General features: G+C 73.8%; 23 protein-coding genes. 12 read left to right on the forward strand and 11 right to left on the reverse strand.

The features are described from left to right. Positions 1-13: 13 nt before the first annotated feature. Positions 14-2107: a S9 family peptidase gene (locus tag ABD993_RS28365; RefSeq protein ID WP_345425122.1), complete on the reverse strand. Its 2094-nt coding sequence runs from the start codon at positions 2105-2107 to the stop codon at positions 14-16. Between the two features lie 248 nt (positions 2108-2355). On the opposite strand from ABD993_RS28365, the gene ABD993_RS28370 reads away from it, so the two are divergent. After that, the gene (locus tag ABD993_RS28370; protein WP_345425124.1) at positions 2356-2541 is read left to right on the forward strand and encodes a hypothetical protein; all 186 of its coding nucleotides are present in this window, start codon (positions 2356-2358) and stop codon (positions 2539-2541) included. On the opposite strand, the gene ABD993_RS28375 is transcribed toward ABD993_RS28370, so the two are convergent. Beyond that, complete coding sequence (locus ABD993_RS28375; RefSeq protein WP_345425127.1) at positions 2542-3792, reverse strand: LCP family protein; 1251 nt, start codon at positions 3790-3792, stop codon at positions 2542-2544. Positions 3793-4114: 322 nt separating this feature from the next. Here ABD993_RS28375 and ABD993_RS28380 point away from each other — a divergent pair, with 322 nt between their 5' ends. Further along, positions 4115-4447: a hypothetical protein gene (locus ABD993_RS28380; protein WP_345425130.1), complete on the forward strand. Its 333-nt coding sequence runs from the start codon at positions 4115-4117 to the stop codon at positions 4445-4447. Between the two features lie 84 nt (positions 4448-4531). After that, positions 4532-4804, forward strand: a complete 273-nt coding sequence (locus ABD993_RS28385) for a hypothetical protein (RefSeq protein WP_345425133.1) — start codon at positions 4532-4534, stop codon at positions 4802-4804. Between the two features lie 4 nt (positions 4805-4808). On the opposite strand, the gene ABD993_RS28390 is transcribed toward ABD993_RS28385, so the two are convergent. Continuing rightward, on the reverse strand, positions 4809-5483 hold the full coding sequence (locus ABD993_RS28390) for an MBL fold metallo-hydrolase (protein ID WP_345425136.1): 675 nt from the start codon (positions 5481-5483) through the stop codon (positions 4809-4811). Between the two features lie 299 nt (positions 5484-5782). Here ABD993_RS28390 and uvrA point away from each other — a divergent pair, with 299 nt between their 5' ends. The 5 genes from uvrA to ABD993_RS28415 all read left to right on the forward strand — a co-directional run bounded on the left by uvrA (position 5783) and on the right by ABD993_RS28415 (position 12748). Beyond that, positions 5783-8701 (forward strand): excinuclease ABC subunit UvrA, encoded by a 2919-nt coding sequence (uvrA, locus tag ABD993_RS28395; protein WP_345425139.1) that lies wholly within the window; start codon positions 5783-5785, stop codon positions 8699-8701. 248 nt (positions 8702-8949) lie between these two features. Further along, a complete protein-coding gene (locus tag ABD993_RS28400) occupies positions 8950-10068 on the forward strand; it encodes an ABC transporter substrate-binding protein (RefSeq protein ID WP_345425142.1) in 1119 nt (372 codons plus the stop codon). A gap of 46 nt (positions 10069-10114) precedes the next feature. Then, entirely contained in the window at positions 10115-10978 is an 864-nt protein-coding gene (locus ABD993_RS28405) for an ABC transporter ATP-binding protein (protein ID WP_345425145.1), read from the forward strand. Beyond that, a complete protein-coding gene (locus ABD993_RS28410; RefSeq protein ID WP_345425147.1) occupies positions 10978-11826 on the forward strand; it encodes an ABC transporter permease in 849 nt (282 codons plus the stop codon). Before ABD993_RS28405 ends, ABD993_RS28410 begins: the two co-directional genes overlap by 1 nt. A gap of 16 nt (positions 11827-11842) precedes the next feature. Beyond that, entirely contained in the window at positions 11843-12748 is a 906-nt protein-coding gene (locus ABD993_RS28415; protein ID WP_345425150.1) for an ABC transporter permease, read from the forward strand. A gap of 10 nt (positions 12749-12758) precedes the next feature. Here the strand turns inward: ABD993_RS28415 and ABD993_RS28420 are convergent, their stop codons facing one another. From ABD993_RS28420 to ABD993_RS28435, 4 genes are all read right to left on the reverse strand, one after another. Further along, positions 12759-13586, reverse strand: a complete 828-nt coding sequence (locus ABD993_RS28420; protein ID WP_345425153.1) for an SWIM zinc finger family protein — start codon at positions 13584-13586, stop codon at positions 12759-12761. A gap of 5 nt (positions 13587-13591) precedes the next feature. Then, on the reverse strand, positions 13592-16672 hold the full coding sequence (locus ABD993_RS28425; protein ID WP_345425156.1) for an SNF2-related protein: 3081 nt from the start codon (positions 16670-16672) through the stop codon (positions 13592-13594). Between the two features lie 91 nt (positions 16673-16763). Then, positions 16764-17072, reverse strand: a complete 309-nt coding sequence (locus tag ABD993_RS28430) for a GNAT family N-acetyltransferase (protein ID WP_345425159.1) — start codon at positions 17070-17072, stop codon at positions 16764-16766. Beyond that, positions 17069-18055, reverse strand: a complete 987-nt coding sequence (locus ABD993_RS28435) for a pirin family protein (RefSeq protein WP_345425162.1) — start codon at positions 18053-18055, stop codon at positions 17069-17071. Before ABD993_RS28435 ends, ABD993_RS28430 begins: the two co-directional genes overlap by 4 nt. Before the next feature lie 210 nt (positions 18056-18265). Between ABD993_RS28435 and ABD993_RS28440 the strand changes: the two genes are divergently transcribed. Next, on the forward strand, positions 18266-19141 hold the full coding sequence (locus ABD993_RS28440) for an SMP-30/gluconolactonase/LRE family protein (protein WP_345425165.1): 876 nt from the start codon (positions 18266-18268) through the stop codon (positions 19139-19141). Positions 19142-19181: 40 nt separating this feature from the next. After that, positions 19182-19601, forward strand: a complete 420-nt coding sequence (locus ABD993_RS28445) for a TIGR03668 family PPOX class F420-dependent oxidoreductase (RefSeq protein WP_345425168.1) — start codon at positions 19182-19184, stop codon at positions 19599-19601. Between the two features lie 79 nt (positions 19602-19680). On the opposite strand, the gene ABD993_RS28450 is transcribed toward ABD993_RS28445, so the two are convergent. From ABD993_RS28450 to ABD993_RS28465, 4 genes are read right to left on the reverse strand one after another with little or no spacing between them, the layout of a single operon-like run. Continuing rightward, a complete protein-coding gene (locus tag ABD993_RS28450; RefSeq protein ID WP_345425171.1) occupies positions 19681-20418 on the reverse strand; it encodes an alpha/beta fold hydrolase in 738 nt (245 codons plus the stop codon). Further along, on the reverse strand, positions 20415-20759 hold the full coding sequence (locus tag ABD993_RS28455; RefSeq protein WP_345425173.1) for an MmcQ/YjbR family DNA-binding protein: 345 nt from the start codon (positions 20757-20759) through the stop codon (positions 20415-20417). The genes ABD993_RS28450 and ABD993_RS28455 overlap by 4 nt, the downstream gene beginning before the upstream one ends. Then, on the reverse strand, positions 20756-21145 hold the full coding sequence (locus ABD993_RS28460; RefSeq protein ID WP_345425176.1) for a VOC family protein: 390 nt from the start codon (positions 21143-21145) through the stop codon (positions 20756-20758). Before ABD993_RS28460 ends, ABD993_RS28455 begins: the two co-directional genes overlap by 4 nt. 11 nt (positions 21146-21156) lie before the next feature. After that, entirely contained in the window at positions 21157-21945 is a 789-nt protein-coding gene (locus ABD993_RS28465; RefSeq protein ID WP_345425179.1) for a helix-turn-helix transcriptional regulator, read from the reverse strand. A 53-nt stretch (positions 21946-21998) separates the two neighbouring features. On the opposite strand from ABD993_RS28465, the gene ABD993_RS28470 reads away from it, so the two are divergent. Together ABD993_RS28470 and ABD993_RS28475 are read left to right on the forward strand one after the other, a co-directional pair. Next, positions 21999-24383, forward strand: a complete 2385-nt coding sequence (locus ABD993_RS28470) for a SpoIIE family protein phosphatase (RefSeq protein WP_345425182.1) — start codon at positions 21999-22001, stop codon at positions 24381-24383. Continuing rightward, the gene (locus ABD993_RS28475) at positions 24380-24967 is read left to right on the forward strand and encodes a nucleoside/nucleotide kinase family protein (RefSeq protein WP_345425185.1); all 588 of its coding nucleotides are present in this window, start codon (positions 24380-24382) and stop codon (positions 24965-24967) included. The genes ABD993_RS28470 and ABD993_RS28475 overlap by 4 nt, the downstream gene beginning before the upstream one ends.

The raw sequence follows: 24967 nt of genomic DNA on the forward strand, positions 1-24967 counted from the left end.
GAGGGACTCCGGTCTACTCGGCAGCCGTCCCCACCCCGAGCGCCTCCTTGAGGAACTCCACCTGCAGCAGCAGGAGGTTCTCCGCCACGATCTCCTGCGGCGTCATGTGCGTGACGCCGGAGAGCGGCAGCACCTGGTGCGGGCGGCCCGCGGCCAGTAGCGCCGACGAGAGCTGCAGGGTGTGCGCGGCGACCACGTTGTCGTCCGCCAGGCCGTGGACCAGCAGCAACGGCCGGTGCGTGCCGGGCTTCGCGGCGTCCGGGAACAGCGACGAGCGCTCGTAGGCCTCGGTCCCGGGCAGGCCCAGGTACCGCTCGGTGTAGTGGGTGTCGTAGAGGGCCCAGTCGGTCACCGGGGCGCCCGCGACGGCCGCGTGGAACACGTCCGGCCTGCGCAGCACGGCCAGCGCGGCGAGGTACCCGCCGAAGGACCAGCCCCGGATCCCGACCCGCGTGAGGTCGAGGTCCGGGTGCTCGACGGCGAGCGCGTGGAGGGCGTCGACCTGGTCGTCCAGCACGGGCTGGGCGAGGTCGAGGTGCACCGCCCGCTCGAACTCCGGCCCGCGGCCCGGCGTGCCCCGCCCGTCGACCACGACGACCGCGAAGCCCTGCTCCGCGAACCACTGGCTGGTCAGGTGCGCGTTCCGGTCGGCGACGACGCGCTGCGCGTGCGGGCCGCCGTAGGGGTCCATGAGGACCGGCAGCGGCGTCCCCGGCTCCCACCAGCTCGGCAGCAGCAGCGCGGTGGCCAGCTCGCGCTCACCCGCCCGCAGCAGCCGCACCCGCGGCTCCAGCTCCGGCACGACGGCGTGCGACTGGAGCCGGTGCTCGGCGCCGAAGGCGTGCACGACGGTCCGCGGCGGCGCGTCCAGGTCCCGCGAGGCGAGCACCAGCGTGCCCCCGGACAATCGTCCACCGTGGACGCCGACGGCGGGGGAGACCCGCTCCAGCCCGGCGGGCGACCAGGTCCACAGGCTCGTCGACGTCGGGTCCGCCTCCGACGCGGAGAACAGCACCGTCTCGCCGTCGACGTCCTGCACCCCCCGCACCTGCAGCGACGGCGGTGTGACGGGCTCGCCGGCGACGACCAGCCTGCGGGCGCCGTGGGCGTCGTCGACCTGCACGAGGGCGCCCGCGGTGGTCCGGCAGGGGACCCCGGGGACGATCTCGACCCAGATCGGGTCCGTGCGCTCGTCGAGCAGGGTGGTGGCGCCGCTCGCGGGGTCCACCGCGAAGGTGCGCAGCGCCCGCTGGTCCCGGGGCTGGGTCTGGATCAGCAGGCCGTGGGCGTCCCACACGACGTCCACCAGGTACTCGTCGGCGAACGGGACGGGGACGCGGGCGCCGTCCAGCCCGACGACCTCCAGCGCGACCGCGGCGTTCGGGGTGCCCGCCGCGGGGTAGGCGACCCGGGTGGGCTCCCGGCCGGGGTGCGCGGGATCGGCGATCCACCAGGTCTGCACCGGCGACTCGTCCACCCGCGCGACGGCGAGGTGCTCCCCCTCCGGCGACCACCAGAACCCGCGCAGGCGGTTCATCTCCTCGGCCGCGGCGAAGTCCGCGAGACCGTAGGTGACCTGCGGGGAGTCGGGGGCGACCAGCGTCGTGGTGTGGCCGGAGCCGAGCAGGTGCAGGTGCAGGGCGCCACCCGAGACGTACGCGACCCGCTCGCCGCTCGGGTCCAGCCGCGGGTCGACGACGGCGCCGCCGGTCTCGATCCGGCGCGCCCCGATCCCGCCGACGAAGTCGGTGACGAACAGCTTCCCCGACAGCGGGAACACCGCCCGGGTCAGCGCGCGGTCGGTCGCGAAGGCGACGATCCCGCCCGCCTGCTCGCGGGCGCGCTCGCGGCGGGCGCGCTCCTCGGCGGGCAGGTCCTCGACCGCGGTGTCGTCGAGCGTGCGGGGATCGACGACGAGCCGCTCCTCGCCGGTCTCGACCTCGTAGGACCACAGGCAGGTGACCGGGTCGGTGCCGGAGCCGGAGCGCAGGAAGGCGACCCGGCCGCCGTCGGGGGAGACCGTGGCGCCGCGCGGGGCACCGAGGGTGAAGCGTCGGGTGCGGGCGTGCAGGCGCGGGAAGGACTCGCCGTCGGTCGAGGAGCTCACGGGCGCAGTCTGCCGGCCGCGGTGATCGTCGGGCCGCCCGCCGCGGGCCCGGGCGTCCTGCGGCGCGCCGGACCCGATCGCAGGACGGCGGCCGGTGACACCTGTCCGCGCCGTGCGGCGGCGGGGTCACCCACGCGGTGGACCCGCCCGCCCGCTCGCCCCACCGGCGTGGCCATCGGGCCCACGACCCGTCGCGCGGGGCCTCCTGGCGCGTTTCCCGCACGTCCCCACCAACGGAGGTGAGACGGATGATCAACGTGTCGTTGTCCGCGCGCGCACTCGCCGCGGCACGCTCGGTCGATCCACAGGTGACCCCGGCCGCCGTGCACGCGGCCGTCGAGATCGCGGTGGCCGAACAGCTGCGCGAGGTGGCGGGGTGGCCGCCGGACCGGATCCGCGCCCGGGCGCGGGCGATCGCCGACGCCGCCGACTAGTCAGTTCACACAGGGGACGGCGGCGGCGTCGATCACCGGGCGGTCCGTCCAGGGGTTTTCCGGGGCGGGGACGGGGGTGGTCGTGAGGGTGTCCGTGGGGCCGCTGGCGCGGATGCGGGTGGCCTCCGGCACGGGGGTCTCGGTCGGCTGCTCCCGGCCCGCCCGCGCGTCGGCGAACAGCACGGTGTGGACGAAGTCCCGCACGGCCGCCTCGTCCACCTCGACCGCCACGCCGTCGTACGGGGTGCGCAGGTCCGGCCGGATCGTGGGGATGGTGCGGAACACGACGTCCGCCCCGGCCAGGGTGCCGAGCTGGCCGAGCAGCTGCTCGAGGTTCCAGCCGGAGTCGAGCACGACGTAGTCGGTCACGACGTCGATCAGGTCCGCGACGCGCGTCGGGTCGGTCAGCGTGCCGGTGGCCAGGACCTGGTGGGTCAGGCCTGCCATGAAGGCCTGCTGGCGGGTGATCCGGTCGAGGTCGCCGCCGTCGAGGCCGTGCCGCTGGCGGACGAAGGCGAGCGCGTTCCCGCCGGTGACCGTCTGCGGGCCCGCGGGGAGGTCCACCCCGGAGTAGGCGCGGTCGTCCACGGCGGCGTTGAGACAGACCGGGACGCCGCCGAGGGTGTCGGTCAGCTCCACGAACCCGGCGAGGTTGATCTCCGCGTAGTGGTCGACCGTGACGCCGGAGAACTGCTCGACCGTCTGCACCAGCGCGGCCCGCCCGGCCTCGCGGCTGCGCCGGTCCAGGTCCGCGCCGGACACGCCCTGGCCCGCCAGTCGCTCCTGTTCCGCGCGGTAGGCCCGACCGTACGCCGAATTGATCTTGTGGCGGCCGCTGCCGTCCGCCAGGTCGACGTAGGAGTCCCGCGGGAACGACACGGTGACGACGGGCGCGCCCGCGTCCGCCGGGACCCGGACCAGCATCATCGTGTCCGTGTGCAGCTCGCCCTCGTCCGCCCCGGCGTGGATCTCCGCCAACAGCGCGGGGGAGAGCGGCTCGCCGCGGGCGTCCGTCCGGCTGTCCATGCCGACCAGCAGGGCCGTGTAGCTGCGCCGCGGGCTCGCCGTGGCGGGCTCGGGATCGACGGGCCGGTCGGCGAGGACCCGGCTCGTGGTGAGGTCGGCGCTCAGCGACCGGTACAGCGTCCAGACGTAGCCGGTGCCCGCGAGGACGGCGAGCGCGAGGGCGGCGGCGAGGGTGCGTCCGAGCCCGGTCAGGACGCGTCGGGTCGTGCGGGCGGGTCGGTCCATCGGTCCTCTCAGGGGCGGGGGCACCGCAGATCCCGGAGATGCGATCCCGACGGCGCGACCGTGGCCCTGGAGCCGGTGTGGCGTGACCTTACGGCCGCGCGGGGGATCCTGGCGCGTCCGAGTGGCGGTGACCACTCGTCCGGCCCAGTGCCGCGATCGCCCGTCGGTGCGCCGCGGTGTGCCGCTGCGTGAGGGGACGACGGTCGTCAGTGCCGCTCACATCGCACGAATGGGTGAAGGGGTGCCCGCGGAGTGACCAAGTGGTCCTGCGCCTACCAGACTGTCCGCGGCAGGTCCGACCGGGGTAAGGAGACTGACCGACGTGAGCACCCACAGGGCGTCGACGACCAACAGCGGGGGCTTCCGGGCCGTCGGACCGCGGCCGCCGGTGCCTCCCCAACGCACCGGCGCGACGGTGGGGGACGAGGCGGCCCGGGCGGGCTGGACGCCTGCGCCGCGGCAGGGTCCGGCCCACACGCCGCCCCGCGGTCAGCGCCCGGTGCGGGTCGGCGACGGCCCCGCCCTCACCGCCCTGCGGACCGTGACCTACGTGCTCGCCTCGCTGGCGAGCCTGCTGTTCATCGCGCTCGTGGTCTACGGCGTCGTGGCGTGGTACCAGCTCAGCGCGGCGTTCCCGCGGCTCGTCGGAGGCTGAGCAGGGGCCCGGGGGCTGCGGAAGGGGGATGACAGCGGCTCCCCGCAGGGGGATGCTGAAGTCCCGAGCCGGAGGAGGTGGGCGATGCGACCCGGCGGTGTCCTGCTCCCGGCGAAGCGCTCCACGCGCCGCGCCGTGCCGCGCCCGGCCCGCGGCGAACCGGTGCAGCCGCGGCTGTCCTCGCTGCCCGCGGTGAACGCCGCGATCCCGCGGACCGCCGAGCCGGAGCGCCCCAGCGAGCGCCAGCGCAGGCGGACCGAGGCCCAGGCCGCGGTCGGCGAGGGCTGGGCGCCCCCGACCGACCTCGAGCCCCGCCCCGCCGCGGACCCGGTCGACCTGGAGGACCCCGGCCGCTGAGCCGCTACCAGCCGCGCTCGCGCCACTCCTGCAGGTGCGGGCGCTGCTCGCCCAGCGTCGAGTCGTCCCCGTGGCCCGGGTAGAACCAGGTGTCGTCCGGCAGCGGGCCGAAGACGCGCTCCTCCAGGTCGTCCATCAGCTGGACGTGGTCCTCGACGGTCAGGGTGCGGCCGTGGCCGCCGGGGAACAGCGAGTCGCCGGTGAACAGGTGCGGGCGGTCCGGGCCGCGGTAGAGCAGCGCGATCGAGCCCGGGGTGTGCCCGCGCAGGTGGACGACCTCGAGCTCGATCTCGCCGAACGCGACCGTGTCCCCCTGCGAGACCAGCTCGTCCGTCGGGATCGGGAGCTCGGGCGCGTCCTCCGGGTGGGCGATCCGGCGGGTCTGGAACATGCCCGCGACCGCACCCAGCGCCTGCCAGTGGTCCTGGTGGCGGTGGGTGGTGACGACGGTCTTGAGCTCGGGCCGCCCGTCCCCCGAGCCGACCAGGTCCGCGATCCGCTCCGGCTCGGCCGCCGCGTCGACCAGCAGCGCCTCGTGGGTGGCCGTGCACACCAACAGGTAGGCGTTGTTGTCCATCGGGCCGACCGAGACCTTGTTCACGGTGAGCGGGCCGATCCGGCGCCGGATCGCCGCGCCGCCGGGGTCGGTGTGCCCGCTGTACTCCTCGAGGACGTCCACCCCGGTCACCCTAGTCGTGCACCCCGCCCGCGCTCTCATCGAACATGCGTGCGAGAGTGTTCGGCGGGAACGACGGGACGGGAAGCCTGCGGGCGGCCGCGGCGTTGAGCCGGGTGGCAGGCGGGCACTGTCCGCCGCATGCTCTCCGGTGAGCACCCCGCGCGCCCGGCGCGCCGGGGCGTGCACCCACCGACCCGCAGGCCGGGCCGGGCGGCGGAGTCCCGTTTCTGTCGGACCCCCCGCCTAGCATCGGCTGCGGTCGCGGACCGTCGGTCGACAACCCCCGAGGAGGCGCCCCCGTGGCACCGGCCCCCACCCCGTACGACGCTCCCCGCCTCGTCGTGCGCGGCGCGCGTGAGCACAACCTGCGCGGGGTGGACCTCGACCTGCCGCGGGACAGCATGGTCGTGTTCACCGGCCTCTCCGGCTCCGGCAAGTCGAGCCTCGCGTTCGACACGATCTTCGCCGAGGGCCAGCGCCGGTACGTCGAGTCGCTCTCGGCCTACGCGCGGCAGTTCCTCGGTCAGATGGACAAGCCGGACGTGGACTTCATCGAGGGTCTCTCCCCGGCCGTCTCGATCGACCAGAAGTCCACCAACCGCAACCCGCGCTCCACGGTCGGCACGATCACCGAGGTCTACGACTACCTGCGGCTGCTCTACGCCAGGGCGGGCGTCCCGCACTGCCCCACGTGCGGCGAGATCATCCAGAAGCAGACCCCGCAGCAGATCGTCGACCAGGTGCTCGAGATGGAGCAGGGCAGCCGCTTCCAGGTGCTGGCTCCCGTGGTCCGCACCCGCAAGGGCGAGTTCGTCGACCTCTTCGCGACCCTGCAGTCCCAGGGTTACTCCCGCGTGCTGGTGGACGGGACCGTGCACCCGCTGTCGGACCCGCCGAAGCTGAAGAAGCAGGAGAAGCACGACATCGCCGTGGTCGTCGACCGCCTGTCGGTCAAGGCGAGCGCCAAGCAGCGGCTGACCGACTCGGTGGAGACCGCGCTGCGCCTGGCGGACGGGCTGGTCGTGCTGGACTTCGTCGACCTCGACGAGTCGGACCCGCACCGCGAGCGCCGCTTCTCCGAGCGTCTGGCCTGCCCGAACGGGCACCCGCTCACGCTGGACGACCTGGAGCCGCGGACCTTCTCCTTCAACTCCCCGTACGGCGCGTGCCCGGCCTGCTCCGGTATCGGCATCAAGAAGGAGGTCGACCCGGAGCTCGTCATCCCCGACCAGGAGATGTCGCTGGGGGACGGTGCGGTGGCCCCGTGGAACAACGGGCACACCGCCGAGTACTTCGGCAGGCTGCTCACAGGGCTGTCCAAGGCGCTCGGCTTCCGGATGGACACCCCCTGGCGCACGCTCTCGGCCGAGGCGCAGAAGGCGGTGCTGCACGGCTCCGAGGAGCAGGTGCACGTCCGCTACCGGAACCGGTACGGCCGCGAGCGGGCGTACTACGCGAACTTCGAGGGCGTCATCCCGTTCCTCGAGCGGCGGTTGGACCAGACCGAGTCGGACTCGCAGCGCGAGCGGTACGAGGGCTACATGCGGGACGTGCCGTGCCCGGTCTGCAAGGGCGCGCGGCTCAAGCCCGAGGTCCTGGCCGTCACGCTGGGGGAGCGCTCGATCGCCGAGGTCTCGGCTATGTCGGTCAGCGAGTGCTCGGTGTTCCTCAACGGCATGGAGCTCAACGAGCGCCAGGCCATGATCGCGGGCCGGGTGCTCAAGGAGGTCCAGGCCCGGCTCGGCTTCCTGTTGGACGTCGGGCTGGACTACCTCTCGCTGGACCGCGCGGCGGGCACCCTGTCCGGCGGTGAGGCCCAGCGCATCCGGCTGGCCACCCAGATCGGGTCCGGCCTGGTCGGCGTCCTGTACGTGCTGGACGAGCCGTCCATCGGCCTGCACCAGCGGGACAACCGCAGGCTGATCGACACACTGACCCGGCTCAAGGAGCTGGGCAACACGCTCATCGTCGTGGAGCACGACGAGGACACCATCCGGGCGTCGGACTGGGCGGTGGACATCGGCCCGGGCGCAGGCGAGCACGGCGGGATGGTCGTGCACTCCGGCACGGTCGCGGACCTGGAGGCGCACGACACCTCGCTGACCGGGGCGTACCTGTCGGGCCGGCGCAGCATCCCGCTGCCCGAGGTGCGGCGCACCCTGGACCCGGAGCGCAAGCTCACGATCGTGGGGGCGCGGGAGCACAACCTGCGCGGGATCGACGTGGACATCCCCCTCGGCGGGCTGGTGAGCATCACCGGCGTGTCCGGGTCGGGCAAGTCCACGCTGATCAACGACATCCTGGCCACGGTGCTGGCGAACAAGCTCAACGGCGCCCGCCAGGTCCCGGGCAGGCACACCCGGATCACCGGCGTCGAGCAGCTGGACAAGCTCGTCCGCGTCGACCAGTCGCCGATCGGCCGCACCCCGCGGTCGAACCCGGCCACCTACACCGGCGTGTGGGACAAGATCCGCACGCTGTTCGCCGCCACCACCGAGGCGAAGGTGCGCGGGTACCAGCAGGGCCGCTTCTCGTTCAACGTCAAGGGCGGGCGCTGCGAGGCGTGCTCGGGAGACGGCACGATCAAGATCGAGATGAACTTCCTGCCGGACGTCTACGTCCCCTGCGAGGTCTGCAAGGGCGCCCGCTACAACCGGGAGACCCTGGAGGTCCACTACAAGGGCAAGACCGTGGCGGACGTGCTGGACATGCCGATCGAGGAGGCCGCGGAGTTCTTCGCGCCGATCACCTCGATCAGCCGGTACCTCACCACGCTGGTGGACGTCGGGCTCGGGTACGTGCGGCTCGGCCAGCCCGCGCCCACGCTCTCCGGCGGCGAGGCGCAGCGCGTCAAGCTGGCCAGCGAGCTGCAGAAGCGCTCCAACGGCCGGACCGTCTACATCCTGGACGAGCCGACCACGGGCCTGCACTTCGAGGACATCCGCAAGCTGCTGCTGGTGATCAACGGGTTGGTGGACAAGGGGAACTCGGTCATCGTGATCGAGCACAACCTGGACGTCATCAAGACCTCGGACTGGGTGGTCGACATGGGCCCCGAGGGCGGTTCGGGCGGTGGCACTGTCGTCGCGCAGGGGACTCCGGAGCAGGTGGCGGCGGTCGAGGCCAGCTACACCGGCCGGTTCCTCGCCGACCTGGTCACCCCGACGGTCACCACGCCGCGGGCGACCCGCCGCCGCAAGGCGGTCGCGGCGAGCTAGGAAGGGGCCGTGACGGCGTTTCGGCACGGTGTGTTCGTGCCGGTCAGCGCTGGGTGATCGAGTCGGGCCAGGTTACGGAAGCGCGATCGGACGGCATCACCGCCGTAACAATCCGGAAACGCCGTTGATGCTCCTGCTTCCTAGATTCTGCGGGTCGGCGCGTCGGGGGACATCATGCCGAACCACGCCCGATCGTCCGGCCGTCCGTGACCCGGACGCCACTCGCACGCCGTAGGAGACATGCACTCATGACGCTGCTCGTCCCGCCGCCGAACCAGCGACCCGCCGGTCCGAACCACAACAGGCGCCAGTTCCTGCGCCTCGCCGGCCTCGGCGTCGGGGTCGGCGCGGCCGGTGTCGCGCTCGCCGCCTGCGGCGGCGGCTCCGCGAGCGCCCCGGCCTCGGGTGCCGCGTCCGCCGCGCCCGGTCAGTTCGGCACGCTCGCCCTCCAGCTGTCCTGGATCAAGAACATCGAGTTCGCGGGCGAGTTCTTCGCCGACTCGAAGGGCTACTACACCCAGGCGGGCTTCGAGAAGGTCGACCTGGTCACCGGTCCGGTGGACAGCGCGGACGCGCTCGTCCTCGCCAAGAACGTGGACGTCGGCCTCTCGGCGCCGGACGCCACCGCGCGGTTCATCACCGAGCAGGGCGCCCCGCTGAAGATCATCGGCAGCACGTTCCAGAAGAACCCGTTCTGCATCCTGTCGATGGAGCAGGGCACCCCGATCCGCACGCCGCAGGACCTCGTCGGCAAGCGCCTCGGCATCCAGGCCGGGACCAACCAGCAGATCTTCGCGGGCTTCCTGAAGGCCAACAACATCGACCCGGCCTCGGTGACCCAGGTCGTCGTCCAGTACGAGCCCACGCCGCTGACCGAGAAGCAGGTCGACGGGTTCATGGCCTACACGACCAACGAGCCGTTCCTCATCAAGGCGAAGGGCTTCACGCCCGTCACGCTGCCGTTCGCGACCAACGGCCTGCCGCTCACCGCGGAGACCTTCACGGTGCTGCAGGAGACCATCGAGAGCGACCGGGACAAGCTCAAGGCGTTCCTCACCGCCGAGATCAAGGGCTGGAACGACGCGGTGGCGGACCCGGCGGGCTCGGCCGCGCTGGCCGTGAACACCTACGGCAAGGACCTGGGCCTCGACATCCCCGGCCAGACCGAGCAGGCTCAGGCGCAGAACGAGCTCGTCGTCAGCGCCGACACCAAGGCCAACGGTCTGTTCACCCTCACCCCCGCGCTGCAGGACGAGATCATCAAGGCGCTGGGGGAGATCGGCATCACCATCAAGGCGGAGGAGCTGTTCGACCTCTCGCTCCTGGACGAGATCTACGCGGCGGACCCCAGCCTGATCAAGGCCTGATCCGGACGGGGACCAGGGCGACGACCAGCGAGAGGACTCGACAGGCGTGACGGAGACGACCGAGCAGACCAGCCGGGTGGGCAGGTTCTCCACCAGCGACCCCGCCGCCCGGCCGGGCGCGGCCACGGGCATCAACATCCAGGGCCTGCAGAAGGTCTTCACCATGGGACGGCGGTCCGTGCAGGCGCTGGCCAGCACGGACCTCGGCACCACGCAGAACTCGTTCCTCTCGCTGCTCGGCCCCTCGGGCTGCGGCAAGTCGACGATCCTGCGCATCCTGGCGGGGCTGGAGACCCCGACGGAGGGCACGGCGCTGATCAACGGCCGGTCCACCCGGGAGATCCAGCGGGACCACGAGCTGGGGATCGCCTTCCAGGAGGCCGCACTGCTGCCCTGGCGCAGCGTGGCCAGCAACATCCGGCTGCCGCTGGAGGTCGCCGGGATCGACGCGGAGTCCGGCCTGGTGGACGACCTGATCGAGCTGGTCGGGCTCAAGGGCTTCGAGAAGGCCAAGCCCGCCCAGCTGTCCGGCGGGATGAAGCAGCGCGTGGCGATCGCGCGCTGCCTGGTCGTGCAGCCGACCGTCATGCTGCTGGACGAGCCGTTCGGCGCGCTGGACGACATGACCCGCCAGCGGCTGAACGTCGAGCTGCTGCGGATCTGGACCGAGCGCCCGGCCACCACGCTCATGGTCACCCACGGCATCTCGGAGGCGGTGTTCCTCTCGGACGTCGTCGCCGTGATGAGCCCGCGGCCCGGCCGCATCGCGGAGGTCGTGGAGATCGACCTGCCGCGCCCGCGGCTGCCGGAGCTGCAGCGCACGCCGGAGTTCCACGCCTACGTGGACCGGCTCTCGGAGATCCTCTTCGGGCGGGGCGGGGCGCAGGCCGAGACCGGAGCGGAGCACTGATGGCGACACTCGCCCCCACCGCGGCACCCGCCGAGGAGGGCGGGCGGTTCGCCGCGCTGCGCGGGGTGCCGCCCTGGGCCGGTGGGGTGCTCGGGGTCCTCGTCATCGTGGTGGTGTGGTGGGTCGCGTCGCTCACGCTCTACCAGGGCAGCGGCGCGATCCCCACACCCCCGTCGGTCGTCGCCAAGTTCTTCGACGGGGCCCAGTGGGGTGCCACCCTGCGCAACGCCTCGGGCACGGTCGGCTCGGCCGCGCTCGGGTACCTGTGGGGCAACCTGGCGGCCATCGCGCTGGCGATCGTCGTGCTGCTGGTGCCCGCGCTGGAGGCACTGGCCAACCAGATCGCCGTCGTCACCTACTGCATCCCGCTGGTCGCCGTCGGACCGGTGATCGTGATCGTGGCCGGTCGGGACGCACCGTCCGGCGCGTCGGTGGTGCTGGCCGCCCTGAGCTGCTTCTTCACCACGGCGGTGGGCGCGCTGCTGGGGCTGCGCGCCGCGCCGCGCACCAGCATCGACCTGGTCAAGGCCTACGGGGGCGGCACCTGGACCTCGCTGCGCAAGGTGCAGCTGATCTCCGCGCTGCCCGCGCTGTTCGCCGCGCTCAAGATCGCCGCTCCGGCGGCGTTCCTCGGCGCGATCCTCGCCGAGTACCTCGGCAGCGGCGGGGACTCCACGCTCGGCCGCGCCATCATCGCCGCGCAGACCAACTCGGACGCCCCGCAGCTGTGGTACCTGGCGCTGGTCAGCGGGATCATCTCCGGCCTCGCCTTCGTGGTGATCGGGCTGATCGCGCGGCTGGTCACGCCGTGGACCGCGGGCTCGGACGTCCCGGCGGGCGCCAAGTGAAGGGGCGGGTGACCGCATGACCGCGGTGCAGGACGCTCCCGCCGCCCCGTCCGGGCAGGCGGCCTCGACGGTCAGCAACGCGCAGGCCTCCCGGGCCCTGCTGCGCAAGGTCGGCCGGGCGGTCGTCACGATCGTCGTCGCGCTGATCGTGCTCGGTCTGCTCTGGCAGGCCCTGCTGCTGGTGTTCGACGTGTCGGAGTTCGTCGGCAAGTCGCCGATCGACGTGTTCCAGTACCTGTTCTCGGCCGACCCCCCGCGCGGGGTGCGGCCCGCGTCGATGAGCGCGGAGCAGGCTCGGGCGGAGTCCTTCGGCGCGCTGGGCAACACGCTGCTCAACGCCCTGATCGGCTTCGTGTCCGGCATGGTGATCGCCACCGCGGTGGCCGTCGCGTTCGTGCTGTGGAAGCCGGTGGAGTTCGCGTTCATGCCGATCGCGATGCTGCTGCGCTCGGTGCCGCTGGTCGCGATGGCGCCGCTGCTGCTGCTGATCTTCGGGCAGGGCAAGGTCGGGATCGCGGTGATCGCCGCCATCGTGGTGCTGTTCCCGGTGCTGGTGAACGTCGTGGTGGGGCTCAACTCGGCCTCGCCGCAGTCGCTGGACCTGATCAAGGTCAACGGTGGCACGTCGGTCACCGCGCTGCTGAAGGTGCGCATCCCGGCCGCGCTGCCGGAGTTCCTCGCCTCGGTGCGGATCTCGGTGCCCGGGGCCTTCGTCGGCGCGATGCTGGCGGAATGGCTCGTGGGCTTCAGCGGGATGGGTGGCGTGCTGTCCGGCTACCGCGGCGCGGGCAACTACGGCGGCGTGTGGACGATCGTGACGCTCTCGGTGGTCGCGTCCATCGTGATCTACGAGATCGCCACCATCGTGGAGGCCTGGGCGCTGAGCCACTGGGGCCCGAACGCCGGGGTCTCCGCGGGCTGAGCCGCGGTGGTCAGTCCGCGGCGAGGTGGGTGTAGGCGGGGCGCAGCAGGTCGCGGACCCTACGCCCGCGCACCGCGATCGGGAGCTCGGACACCTGGTCCAGCAGGGCCCCGGGGGCGGGCCGGGCGGGGGCGAACCTCGTCAGGTCGGCCGCCGGGGCCTCGTAGAAGGAGTCCAGCAGCTCGCCGAGGGGCGTGACGGGCCGGTCCGCCTCGGGCTCCGGGGCCGCGCCGGACCCACGCCTGCGCCGCAGGTTGGCCAGCAGGGTGTCCTTGTCCCGACCCCGCAGCGCGAGGACCTCGAACGGGTCGGCGTCGAACCGTTCGGCGAGCAGGTAGAAGACCGCGGCGAGGTGTTTGCAGGGGACCGTCGCGTCCGGGCAGGTGCAGTCCATGGTGAGGTCCCGCTGCGAGGTCGGGAACAGCGCGAGCCCCAGCCCCGCGAACAGCTCCTCGATCTCCGTGGGCATGCCGCCGGCGAGCAGGGTGGCGGCGTACCAGGCGTCCGCCGCGAGGGCCTGCTCCGCCCGGCCCCACTCCTCCTTGCCCCACGCCGGGATCCCGATCCGGACCTTGTACGGGGTGGGCCGGGTGCCCTGCACCAGCGCGACGACGGAGCCCGCGTCGATCTCGCAGGACACGATCTGCCCGGAGCGGGCGTAGCTCCGCCCCCGCGCCAGCCGCCCGCCGACGCCGAGCTCCTCGAGCACCGCGAGGAACCGCCTCGACCACCAGGTGCGCGCGACGGTGCCGCGGCTGGAGTGGATCTGCACCCCGTTCTCGACGCGCAGCGGGCGCTTCGGGTGGTCCTCCGCGGCCCAGAAGGGCTGGTCACTCATCGGCTCTACTCATCTCCGACCGCGTCCGCTCCCAGGGCGAACACCGAGCGGAGCTCGCCGGTGGACAGCTCGGTGAGCCAGCCCTCGCCGTCGCTGATCACCATCTCCGACAATGCCTTCTTCGACTCGATCAGGGCGTCGATGCGCTCCTCGACGGTGCCCGGGCACACGAACTTGCGCACCTGGACGTTCCGCTGCTGGCCGATCCGGAAGGCCCGGTCCGTGGCCTGGTCCTCCACCGCGGGGTTCCACCAGCGGTCCAGGTGGATCACGTGGTTGGCGGCGGTCAGGGTGAGCCCGGTGCCGCCCGCCTTGAGCGACAACAGGAAGACCGACGGGCCGTCCGCGGACTGGAAGCGCTCCACCATGGCGTCCCGCTGCTTCTTCGGGGTGCCGCCGTGCAGGTGCAGGATCTCCTGGTCGAAGCGGGCGGACAGGTGCGGGACCAGCATCGACGCGAACTCTGTGAACTGGGAGAACAGCAGCACCTTGTCGCCCTCGGCCAGGATCTCGCCCAGCAGCTCCTCGAGCCGCGCGACCTTGCCGGAGCGCCTGCCGAGCGGTGAGCCGTCGTGCAGGAGCTGCGCGGGGTGGTTGCAGACCTGCTTCAGCTTCGCCATGGCCGCGAGCACGTTGCCGCGGCGCTGGATGCCCTGGCTGTCCTCGATCCTCTCCATCATGTCGTCGACGATCGTGCGGTAGAGCGAGGCCTGCTCCCGGGTGAGCCGGTACTCCTGCCGGATCTCGATCTTCTCGGGCAGGTCGTCGATGACGGTGGGGTCGGTCTTGAGCCTGCGCAGCAGGTAGGGCCGGGTGAGCGCGCGCAGCGTCTCCGCGGCCTCGGGGCTGCCGTGCCGCTCGATGGGCACCGCGAACCGCTGCCGGAAGCGTTCGGGCGTGCCGAGGATGCCCGGGTTGAGGAAGTCCATCACCGACCACAGCTCGGCGAGCCGGTTCTCCATCGGCGTGCCGGTGAGCGCGATCCGGTGCCCGGCGGTGAGCCTGCGGGCCGCCTTCGACGGCGCGGCGTTCGCGTTCTTGATCGCCTGCGCCTCGTCCAGCACCAGGCGGTGCCAGGCGTGGGACTCCAGGTCCTCGATGTCCCGGGCTGCGGTGCCGTAGGTCGTCACCACGATGTCGGTGTGCGCCAAACGCTCCCGCAGGTGCGCACCGCGCTCGCGGGTGGGGCCGTGGTGGGCGTGCACGCGCAGGTGCGGGGCGAACCTCGCGGCCTCGCGTTGCCAGGTCCCGACGAGCGACATCGGGCAGAGGATGAGGGTGGGACCGACCGTCGAGTCCGCGGGCTCCCGCTCCGTGGCCTCGAGGGCCAGGAGCTGGATGGTCTTGCCCAACCCCATGTCGTCCGCCAGGCAGGCGCCCAGGCCGAGGTTCGCGAGGAAGCTCAGCCAGGACAGCCCGCGCTTCTGGTACGGCCGCAGCGTGGCGCGGAAGGACTCGGGCGGGTCGAGGGGTTCGAGTGTGCGGTCCGCGGTGCCGCGCAGCAGGTCCCCGACCCACCCCTCCGCCGCGACGGCGGTGACCGGCAGCGGGGTGTCCAGCGCGCCCTGGGCCACGGCCAGGGTCTCGGCGACGGTGGGGGCGCGGCGGGCGTTCTGCCGCCGGAGGAACTCCAGCCCGCGGGCCAGCGCCGTCTGGTCCACGGAGACCCACTGCCCGCGGATGCGCACCAGCCTGGCCTTGGCGGCGACCAGCGCGGCGATCTCCTCCTCGTCCAGCTCGTCCTCGCCCGCGGCCATGGTCCAGCGGAACCGGGCCAGCTCCTCGCGACCCAGCCCGCCGCGGGTGACGACGCCGGGAGCCCCGGGAGAGGACACGGACAGCTTGAGCCCCAACGGCTTCCGTCCGTTCCACCCGGCGGGCAGCTGCACCCCGAACCCGGCGGCGAGCAGCCGGGCGGCGTCCTCGGTGAGGAAATGGTGCGTGTCCTCGACCTCGAGGTCCAGCTCCTCGGGCCGCGCCTGGCGCAGCGCGGCCGTGAGGCCCGGATAGACCAGGGCGGCCCGGCCCAGCTCGGCGAGCAGCAGCTCCTGCGCGGAGGCGATGAGCCGGTCGGCGCGGCCGGACCACACGTCGTCGGCCGGGACGATCAGGCTGGGGTCCTCCGTGGACTGGAGCTGGAACTCCAGGACCCACCGGGTGCCGTCGCCGGTCTGGTCCAGCGGGTCGTCCCCGGGGTCGGCGGGATCGTGCAGGGTGTCGATCTCCCGGAGGCGGAAGGTGGCGCGGGCCGGGCCGGTCTCCTCGGTGGTGATCGCGTCCCACGGTTCGAGGGTGTCGGCCAGCGCGGCGAGCTCGCGATCGGCCGCCTCGAAGCGCGGGTCCGGGCTGTTCAGGGCCGCGAGCCAGGCCTCGGTGGCGGGCAGTGACCTCGGCGCGCGCCCGGCCCGGGGCGGGACCAGCGCGACGGGCTCGTCCGCTCGGCCCAGCCGCTCGCGGACCGCGGCGTCGACCAGGGAGTCCAGCGCGGCGTCCACCAGGGGCTCCGGCCCGTGGCCCAGCACGTCCCCCGCGCGGCGCTGCTCGGCGCGGCCGATCGGGGGCAGCGCGTCCACGAGGGCGCGGCGGGCCACCGCGTCCAGGCCCTGGACGACGGGCCGCCACCGCGCCTCCGGACCGGGGCGCACGGTGGGCAGGACGCGCCCGCGCGCCGCCAGGTCGTCCGCGAACTCCAGCAGCGTGCGCAGGTGCGCCACGGACCGGCCGTACCGCACGTCCTCGGCGGGGTCGCCCAGCTCCGCGGGATCGACGACGACCGCGGGCACCGTCCAGGGCTGCAGGCTCACCTGCCCGCTGCGCCGCCCCGACGGCGAGGCCCGCACCAGCTCCGGGGACTCGACCGGCCCGCTCGCCCGCGACGGGAGCAGGAGCGTGACCGAGGTCTGCTTGCCCGGGTGGATCCCGGCCAGCTGCGAGGCGGGCACCGCGTACGGATGGGGGCGGGCCGAGCGCAGCGACCGCCGCGAGGTGGTGGCGGGCCGCTCCCCGTCCTCGGCCCACAACACGGGACCCCGGCCGGGGCTCCAGAAGGCGTGGACGACGAGCACGAGCCCGAGCCTACGAGCCACCCCCGACAAGTCCTGCCCCCGGTGACGCTCGGGGTCCCCAAGCGCCACGCGGCGACGCTTGGGGTCCCCGAGTGGTGGTGGGGGGTGCGGGTCAGAGGTCGTACTGTGGGCGGGCCTCCCCGGGGACCAGGTCCTTGTACTCCTCGTGCTTCGCGATCCAGCCCCGGATGAACGGGCAGTCCGGGTAGACCGCCAGGCCCCGCGTGCGGGCCGCGTCGAGGGCGAAGCGGGCGAGCGTGCCGCCGAGCCCGAGCCCCTCGTACATCGAGTCGATCTCGGTGTGGATGAAGGTGATCCGGCCCGGCTCGGCGCGGTACTGCGCGAAGCCGGCCAGCCTGCCGTCCACGTGGATCTCGAAGCGCGACCACTCGGGCACGTCGAGGATCATGGGTTTCGTCACGACGTCGATCCTCCCAGGCCTCCATGGGGGATGTACGTCGCGGGGACCACGCCCAGCTTGCCCTTCTGGTAGTCCTCGAACGCCTGCATGACCTCGGCCTCGGTGTTCATCACGAACGGGCCGCCCCACGCGACCGGCTCGCGGATCGGCCGCCCGCCCAGCACCACGACGTCGAGCGCGGGGGTCCGCGACTCCTGGGATACGTTGCCCGCCACCGTGACCACGTCGCCGGGGCCGAACAGGGCCAGCTGCCCGGCACGGATCGGCCGGTCGTCCTTCCCGACGGTCCCGGCGCCCGAGAGCACGTAGACCAGCGCGTTGAAGTCCCGCCGCCACGGCAGCCGCATCCGGGCGCCGGGGGAGATCGTGGCGTGCATCATCGCCATCGGCGTGTAGGTCGACCCCGGACCCTCCCGGCCCGCGAGCGAGCCCGCGATCACTCGGATGAGGGCGCCGCCGTCCGGCGTGGTGAGCAGCGCGGCCTCGCGGGCGCGCAGGTCCTGGTACCTGGGCTCCAGCCATTTGTCCGCCTTGGGCAGGTTCACCCACAGCTGCAGGCCGTGGAACAGCCCGCCGCTCGCGACCAGCGCCTCCGGCGGCCGCTCGATGTGCAGCAGCCCGCCACCCGCCGTCATCCACTGGGTGTCGCCGTTCGTGATGGTCCCGCCGCCGCCGTGGCTGTCCTGGTGCTCGAACTCGCCGTCGATGATGTAGGTGACGGTCTCGAAGCCGCGGTGCGGGTGCCAGGCGGTGCCCTTCGGCTCGCCCGGCGCGTACTCGACCTCGCCCATCTGGTCCATGTGCAGGAAGGGGTCCAGGTCGCGCAGGTCCACGCCCTGGAACGCGCGGCGGACGGGGAAGCCCTCGCCCTCGAACCCGCGCGGCGCGGTGGTGACCGAGCGGACGCCGCGGTCCAGCTCGGTCGGGGCGGGCTCGGGGACGCGCGGCAGCGTGGTGACGTCCGAGACGGTGACGGCGGGCATCGGGGCCTCCTGGCGGTCGGGCAATTGCTTGCGCTCGCAACAACACCGCGACCGCGGGCGCTGTTCCCCGACGGTCCCACGCCGGACGGGTGGGGGATCGACCGGCCGGCGTGGGACCGTCGGGGCGCTGCGCCGGATCGTCGGGATCACACCCACCGGGACGGCAGCGGCGGCGGTAGCGTCGCGCTGAACCGAGGCAAGGGAGCCCGCATGGACGTCGTCCTGGAGAAGCTGTCGTTCCTGGAGGGGCCGCGCTGGCGGTCCGGTCGGGTCTGGGTCAGCGACTTCTACACCCATCGCGTGCTGAGCGCGGCCGAGGACGGCTCCGACCTACGGGTCGAGGCGGCGGTGCCGGCCCAGCCGTCGGGCACCGGGGTTCTGCCGGACGGGCGGATGCTGATCGTGTCCATGCGGGACCACAAGATCCTACGCCGGGAGGACGACGGCACCCTGGTCACCCATGCCGACCTGTCCGGCCTGGCCCGGGGCGTGCTCAACGACATGGCGGTCGACCCGCAGGGCCGCTGCTGGGTGGGGTGCTTCGGGTTCGACCTGATGGGCGGCGCGCCCCTCGCAACGGCACCCCTGATCCGGGTCGACCCGGACGGGTCCGCCGAGGTCGTGGCGAACGACCTGCACTTCCCCAACGGCGCGGTCTGCGACGGCCACACACTCGTCGTCGCCGAGAGCTTCGGCGACCGGATGAGCGCGTTCACCGTGCAGCCGGACGGGAGCCTGTCCGCGCGCCGGGACTGGGCCCGCTTCGGCGACCCGCCCACCTCCACCGACCTCGCCGAGGTGCTGCCCACGCTGAGCGTGGTGCCGGACGGCATCGCCGAACCCGACGCCGAGGGCGCCATCTGGGTAGCCGACGCCGACCACCACCGGGCGGTGCGCGTCCGCGAGGGCGGGGAGATCCTCGACGAGGTCGCCGTCCCCGAGGGGCAGACCTACGCGGTGGCGCTCGGCGGTGCGGACGGGCGCACCCTGTTCCTGGCCGTGGCGCCGAGCTTCCTGGAGCACGAGCGCGCCCACACCCGGGACGCGGTGCTGCTCTCGACGCGCGTCGAGGTGCCGCTGCGGTGAGGGACGCTGCGGTGAGGGTCGCTGCACTGAGGGACGCCGCGTGACCGACTGGCTCGCCCGGGCCGCCGCACATCCCGTCGGGCGGCTCGCCACGATCCGTCCCGACGGCACGCCCCGGCTCGTCCCGATCACCTTCGCGGTGGTCGACGGGCTGGTGTGCTCGGTAGTCGACGAGGTGAAGCCCAAGCGGCACACCAGGTTGGCCCGCCTCTCCGACCTGGCGCGGGATCCGCGGGCGGCCCTGCTGGTGGACCACTACGCGGCGGACTGGGCGCAGCTGTGGTGGGTACGCGTCGACGGGACCGCGCACGTCGAGGAGTCCGGGGACCTGTGGACCCGCGCGCTGGACGCCCTGTGCGCCAAGTACCCGCCCTACGCGCAGGCGCGGCCCACGGGCCGGGTCCTCGTCCTCACGCCGGGGGAGGTCCGGGGCTGGTCCGCAGCGGGCCCGATCGGGTAGCGCTCTACGCGGTGGGCGACCGGGTCCGCCCGTCGGGGGTGCGCCCGTGGACCTGCGGTGCCGCCGGGCTCACGCGGGCTCAGCGCTCGCCGACCCACGCGGCGACGACGGCGTCCACCACCGCGGGGCGCTCCAGGTGGGGTGCGTGGCCGCCGTGCAGGTGCAGCAGGTCCACCGGACCCCGCGCCGCGTCCCGCACGGCCTCGACGTGGACGGCGGTGCCGTAGGGGTCGGCGTCCCCCTGGATCCCGAGCACCGGACAGGTGATGCCGGTCAGCTCCGGGCGCAGGTCCCAGGTGCGGAACGCCGGGTCGAGCCAGACGTCGTTCCAGTTCCGGAAGGTCACCTCGGCGTCCCGGTGGTGGCGGGCCATCCGGCGGGCGAGGTCGCCGGTGTCGAAGGCCTCGCGCGCCGCCCGGATCGCCTGCAGCGCAGCCGGTTCGACGAGAACGTGGGGGGCCAGCACCACCAACCCGGACACCGGCAGCGCGGCGGCGGCGAGCAGCGCGATCGACCCGCCGTCGCTGTGCCCCACCAGGATCGGATCGCCGAGGTCGAGCGCCGCGATCAGCGCCGGGACGACCGTGGCCGCCTCGGTGTGCATGAAGGTCGGCGTGCGCTTCTCGGGCGGGAGGTCGGAGAACCCGTGCCCCAGCCGCGAGTAGGCGACGGTGCGCCGCCCCGTGGCCTCGGCGATCCGCTGCGGGAAGCCCCTCCACAGCCCGACCGAGCCGAGGCCCTCGTGCAGGAACAGCAGGGCGGGCCCCGCGCCGGGGACGTCCTCGTACTCGTACCCCAGCCCGTCGACAGTGATCATGGCACCAGTGCTACCAGCTTCTTCGGTGCCACGCAGCGGTAGGCGTCGGCGACGATCTCGACGATCTCGGTCCAGTCGACCTCGACGTCCAGGTAGACGCCGAGCCAGCCGCGCCCGCCGACGTACGGCGGGCGGAAGAACCGCTCGGGCTCGGCCGCGACCAGCTCCTCCTGAACCCCGGGCGGGGCGGCGCACCAGAAGGCGAGCCGGTCGTCGTGGTGGTGGTCGGCGAGGCTCACGAAGGTCCTGCGGACGAACCAGGTCGGCTCGCCGTGGCTGACCTTCTCGGTCACCTCGGGCAGCGCGAGGCAGACGGCTCGCAGCCGGTCCACCTCGGTCACGGCGCCGTGTCCGCCGCGGGCGCCGTGGGCACGTACGTCCCGAAGCACCACACGTTGCCCTCGGGGTCGGCGACGGCGAACTCGCGGGAGCCGTAGTCCTGGTCGGTCAGCTCCTGGACGAGCTCCGCGCCCGCGCCGACGGCTTTGTCGCACAACGCGTCCGGGGTGTCGGTGGTGAGGTAGAGGACGGCGCGGCCGGTGTCGAAGCGCGGGTCGCCCGCCCGCGCGCCGATCATCACGGCGGTGTCGCCCCAGAACAGCTCGGCGTGCGCCACCGCGCCGTCGTCGCCGGTGGCGACCATGCCCGCCGTGAGGCCGAGGGTGCCGGTCAGGAAGTCGAGCGCGGCGCGGGGATCGTCGTACCGGAGGGTCACGTGGATGCTCATGAGGAGGGAACCTAGGGGGCTGCGGCCGACGCGTCTTGAACGAATGCGCGCGGCGCGACCCCGGCCAGTGACCGGAAGTCCCGGCTCAGGTGGGCCTGGTCCGCGTACCCGCAGAGGGCGGCGACCTCGGCGAGCGGGGTGCCGGCCAGCGCCGCCCGGCTCGCCCGCTCGAACCGCAGCACCCGCGCGGCGGTCTTGGGGGACAGGCCGATCTGGTCGCCGAACCGGGTGAGCAGGTGCCGCCTGCTCCAGCCGGTCTGTGCGGCCAGGTCGGCGACGGCGATCGTCCCCGCGCTGCGCCGCAGCAGGCGCCAGGCGTGCACGACCTCCGGATCGGGCAGCCTGCGTGCGGGATCGAGCAGCCGGTCGGCGAGGAAGGCCTCGACGCGAGCGAAGCGGGCGGGCCAGTCCGGGTCCGCGGCCAGCCGGTCGGGGAGGGCGGCGAGCGCGGGATCGGCCAGCGCGTCGAGGGTCGGGACCTCGTTGGCGAGGTCCGCGCCCGGCCGCCGGAGCAGCGTGAACGCGCCGATCGGGGTGAGGTCGACCTGCATGCCGTGCTGGTCGCCGCGGAACTCGGTGACCACCGCCGCATCGTGCAGCCCGGCCAGGAACGAGCGGGGCACGGACGGGCCCGCCGGGCCGAACAGCCGCAGCGGCGGGCCGAACCCGAGGATCAGCGTGCAGGAGCCCACCGGCGCCTGGCGCCTGCGCAGCGGCCCCGCGCTGTGCTCGCGGTAGCCCTGCAGCCGGCGCACGAAGGGGCGCAACCGGGGATGCGGGTCCTGGAGGACGTACTCCACCGGGGCAGTGTGCCCCGTATCGCCCGGGTGCGGGGAGCCGACATAATTCGCGCATGACCGGGCCGACAGCGGACGCCGTAGTCGACCTCGCGCCGGTCGGGCTGTTCGCGCTCGACGTGGCGGGCCGGGTGCTGGTGTGGAGCGCCGAGGCCGCCCGGCTGACCGGCTGGCCGTCGGCGGAGGTGGTGGGGCAGAACCCGTTCGACGGCGAGCGCGCACCCATCGACACCCCCCGGGCCAAGGCCCTGGTCGACGCGGCGAGCCGGGAGCGGGTCTCCGGTCCGCTGCCCGCCACCGTCGCGTCGGGGCGCACGCTCTACGTGTACGCCGGCCCGGGGACGGGCGACGTCGCCGTCGTCGGGGCGCTGCAGGACGCCTCGGACGCCCGGGCCGGGGCGGAGGCCTTCTCGCTGCTGGACGCGTTGTGGCAGAACGCCCCCGTCGCGCTGGCGTACTTCGACACGGACCTGCGCTACCGCCGGGTGAACGCCGCGGTCGCCGCGATGGACGGCGGTACGGCGGACGACCGCGAGGGCCGCACCCTCGGCGAGTTGCACGGCGAGACGGGGGAGCGCATCGCCGCGCTGCTGCGCGAGGTGCTCGACACCGGACGGGCCCTCACGAACTTCCCGCTGAGCGGCAGGCTCTGGCACGGGACGGGACCGGAACAGTCCTGGATGCTCAACTGCTACCCGGTGCACGACCGCGACGGGGAGGTCCTCGGCGTCGGGCTGGTGGTCTCGGACGTCACCGAGGCGGAGCGGGCCAGGCTGACCCTGGCGGAGCTGGCCGCGGCCCGGGAGGAGGCGCTGCGCCGCTATCGCAGCCTGGTGGACGCCACCGCCGCGGCGGTGTGGATCCGCCGCCCGGACGGCAGCGCGGCCGAGGACTCCCCGAGCTACCGCGCGGTGACCGGGCAGACACCGGAGGAGTACCTGGGCTGGGGGTTCCTCACGGGCGTGCACCCCGCCGACCGGGACGCCAAGCGCCGCGCCTGGTCGGCGGCGGTCGCCCGGGGCGAGGGTTTCGAACACGTGCACCGGCTGCGCGCGGGCAGCGGCTGGCGCTGGTACCGCTCGCGCGCCGTGCCCGTGACCGAGGCCGGGACGGTGGTCGAGTGGGTCGGCACCGAGACCGACATCGACGACGAGGTGCGGTCCCGACACCGCCTGGACGTCCTCGCGGGGGCCACGCTCGCGGTGAACACCGCGCTGGACCCGGAGACCGAGCTGCTGGCGCTGGCGGACGCCGTCGTCCCCGAGTTCGCCGACCTCTGCCGGGTCTACCTGGTGGACGAGGCGGCGCCGCTGCTGCCGGGCCGCCCCGTCCACGGCCGCCGGTCGGTCACCCGGGCCGCCCCGGGGCTGCCCCCGGTGCCGGGCGAGGTCGGCGCGGACGGCGCCGCGCGGTTCGCGTTCGGCGCCGACCACCCGCTGGCCCGGTCGGTCCGCACGCGCCTGCCGGAGCTGGAGATCGACCCGCTCGGGGCGGACCACTGGGCGGGCACCCCGGAGATGCACGCCTGGGCCCTCGAGGTCGGGATGAACTCCCGGCTGGTCGCCCCGGTCCTCTCCGGCGGCCGGGTCATCGCGGGGCTGCTGTTCGCCAGCTGCGGCGACCGCCCGGCCTACACCACGGACGACCTCGCCCTGGTGACCGAGTTGGCCGCGCGCGCGTCCGCCGCGGTGGAGCACGGCCGCCGGTTCCAGCAGACCCGCGAGGTCGCGCTGGCGCTGCAGGAGTCCATGCTGACCCCGCCGCCGATGATAGCGGACGTCGGGATCGGCGGGATCGAGGTGGCCTGCCGGTACCGGCCCGCCGCGGCCGAGCTGGAGGTCGGCGGCGACTGGTACGACGTGTTCCGGCTCCCGTTCGGCGACATCGCGCTGGCCGTGGGGGACGTCGCGGGCCACGACCTCGCCGCGGCCGCGACGATGGGCCAGCTGCGCAGCATGCTCCGCGCGCTCGCCTTCGACACCGACGGCGCCCCCTCGGACGTGCTGCGGCGCCTCGACCGGGTCGCCTCCCGGCTGGAGGTCACCCGCTTCACCACGCTGTTGCACGGCCGGATCCTGGTGCGCGGCAACGGGTTGGTCTTCCGCTGGTCCAACGCCGGGCATCCCGTGCCGCTGCTGGTCGAGGCGGACGGGACGGTCACGCACGTCGGCGGCGCCGTGGACGTCGTGCTCGGGGTCGACCCGGACCGGCTCCGACACGACCAGGAGATCGTCCTGCCCCCCGGGTCCACGCTCGTGCTCTACACCGACGGGCTCGCCGAGCGCCGGGACGACCCGGACGACGTCGCGGGCCGGGCGCTGCTCGACCTGGCCGCCGCGGGCGCGGACATGCCGCTCGAGGCCTTCTGCGACCACCTGGTGGCCGGGACCACGGCCGACACCGGGGACGACATCGTCGTGCTGGCGGTGCGGTGCGGGTGACCGACCCGGTCCAGCGCGCCCGGGCCCTGCCCGCGGGTTCCATCCTGGGCATCACGGGGGCGCCCGGGGCGGGGAAGACCACCCTCGCCCGGCGGATCGTGGCGGCGGTGCCGGGTGCGGTGCACGTGCCGATGGACGGGTTCCACCTCGCGGACACCGCGTTGGAGGCGCTCGGGCTGCGGGACCGCAAGGGGGCCCCGGAGACGTTCGACGCGGACGGCTACCTGGCGATGCTGCGGCGGATCCGCGCGGGCGAGCAGGTGTGGGCGCCGATGTTCGAGCGGGACCTGGAACAGCCGCTGGCAGGCGCGATCGCCGTCCCGCCGGGGACGCCGCTGGTGGTGACCGAGGGCAACTACCTGCTGGTGGAGACCGAGCCGTGGCCCGCGGTGGCGGCCGAGCTCACCGAGGTCTGGTTCTGCGACCCGCCCGCCGAGGTGCGGCGGGCCCGGCTGCTGGCGCGGCACGTCGAGTTCGGCAAGGGCGAGGCGCAGGCTCGGGCGTGGGTCGAGCGCGTCGACGAGCCCAACGCGCTGCTGGTGGAGGCCACTCGCGGCCGGGCCACCCTCGTGGTGTCCGGCTGA

Source organism: Pseudonocardia xishanensis, assembly GCF_039541715.1.
Lineage (GTDB): Bacteria > Actinomycetota > Actinomycetes > Mycobacteriales > Pseudonocardiaceae > Pseudonocardia > Pseudonocardia xishanensis.

Bases quoted from the DNA above. Each gene is read 5' to 3' on its own strand.
- ABD993_RS28370 (WP_345425124.1), top strand. From the start codon at position 2,356: ATGATCAACGTGTCGTTGTCCGCGCGCGCACTCGCCGCGGCACGCTCG.
- ABD993_RS28375 (WP_345425127.1), bottom strand. From the start codon at position 3,792: ATGGACCGACCCGCCCGCACGACCCGACGCGTCCTGACCGGGCTCGGA.
- ABD993_RS28385 (WP_345425133.1), top strand. From the start codon at position 4,532: ATGCGACCCGGCGGTGTCCTGCTCCCGGCGAAGCGCTCCACGCGCCGC.
- ABD993_RS28400 (WP_345425142.1), top strand. From the start codon at position 8,950: ATGACGCTGCTCGTCCCGCCGCCGAACCAGCGACCCGCCGGTCCGAAC.
- ABD993_RS28410 (WP_345425147.1), top strand. From the start codon at position 10,978: ATGGCGACACTCGCCCCCACCGCGGCACCCGCCGAGGAGGGCGGGCGG.
- ABD993_RS28415 (WP_345425150.1), top strand. From the start codon at position 11,843: ATGACCGCGGTGCAGGACGCTCCCGCCGCCCCGTCCGGGCAGGCGGCC.
- ABD993_RS28420 (WP_345425153.1), bottom strand. From the start codon at position 13,586: ATGAGTGACCAGCCCTTCTGGGCCGCGGAGGACCACCCGAAGCGCCCG.
- ABD993_RS28435 (WP_345425162.1), bottom strand. From the start codon at position 18,055: ATGCCCGCCGTCACCGTCTCGGACGTCACCACGCTGCCGCGCGTCCCC.
- ABD993_RS28440 (WP_345425165.1), top strand. From the start codon at position 18,266: ATGGACGTCGTCCTGGAGAAGCTGTCGTTCCTGGAGGGGCCGCGCTGG.
- ABD993_RS28450 (WP_345425171.1), bottom strand. From the start codon at position 20,418: ATGATCACTGTCGACGGGCTGGGGTACGAGTACGAGGACGTCCCCGGC.
- ABD993_RS28460 (WP_345425176.1), bottom strand. From the start codon at position 21,145: ATGAGCATCCACGTGACCCTCCGGTACGACGATCCCCGCGCCGCGCTC.
- ABD993_RS28470 (WP_345425182.1), top strand. From the start codon at position 21,999: ATGACCGGGCCGACAGCGGACGCCGTAGTCGACCTCGCGCCGGTCGGG.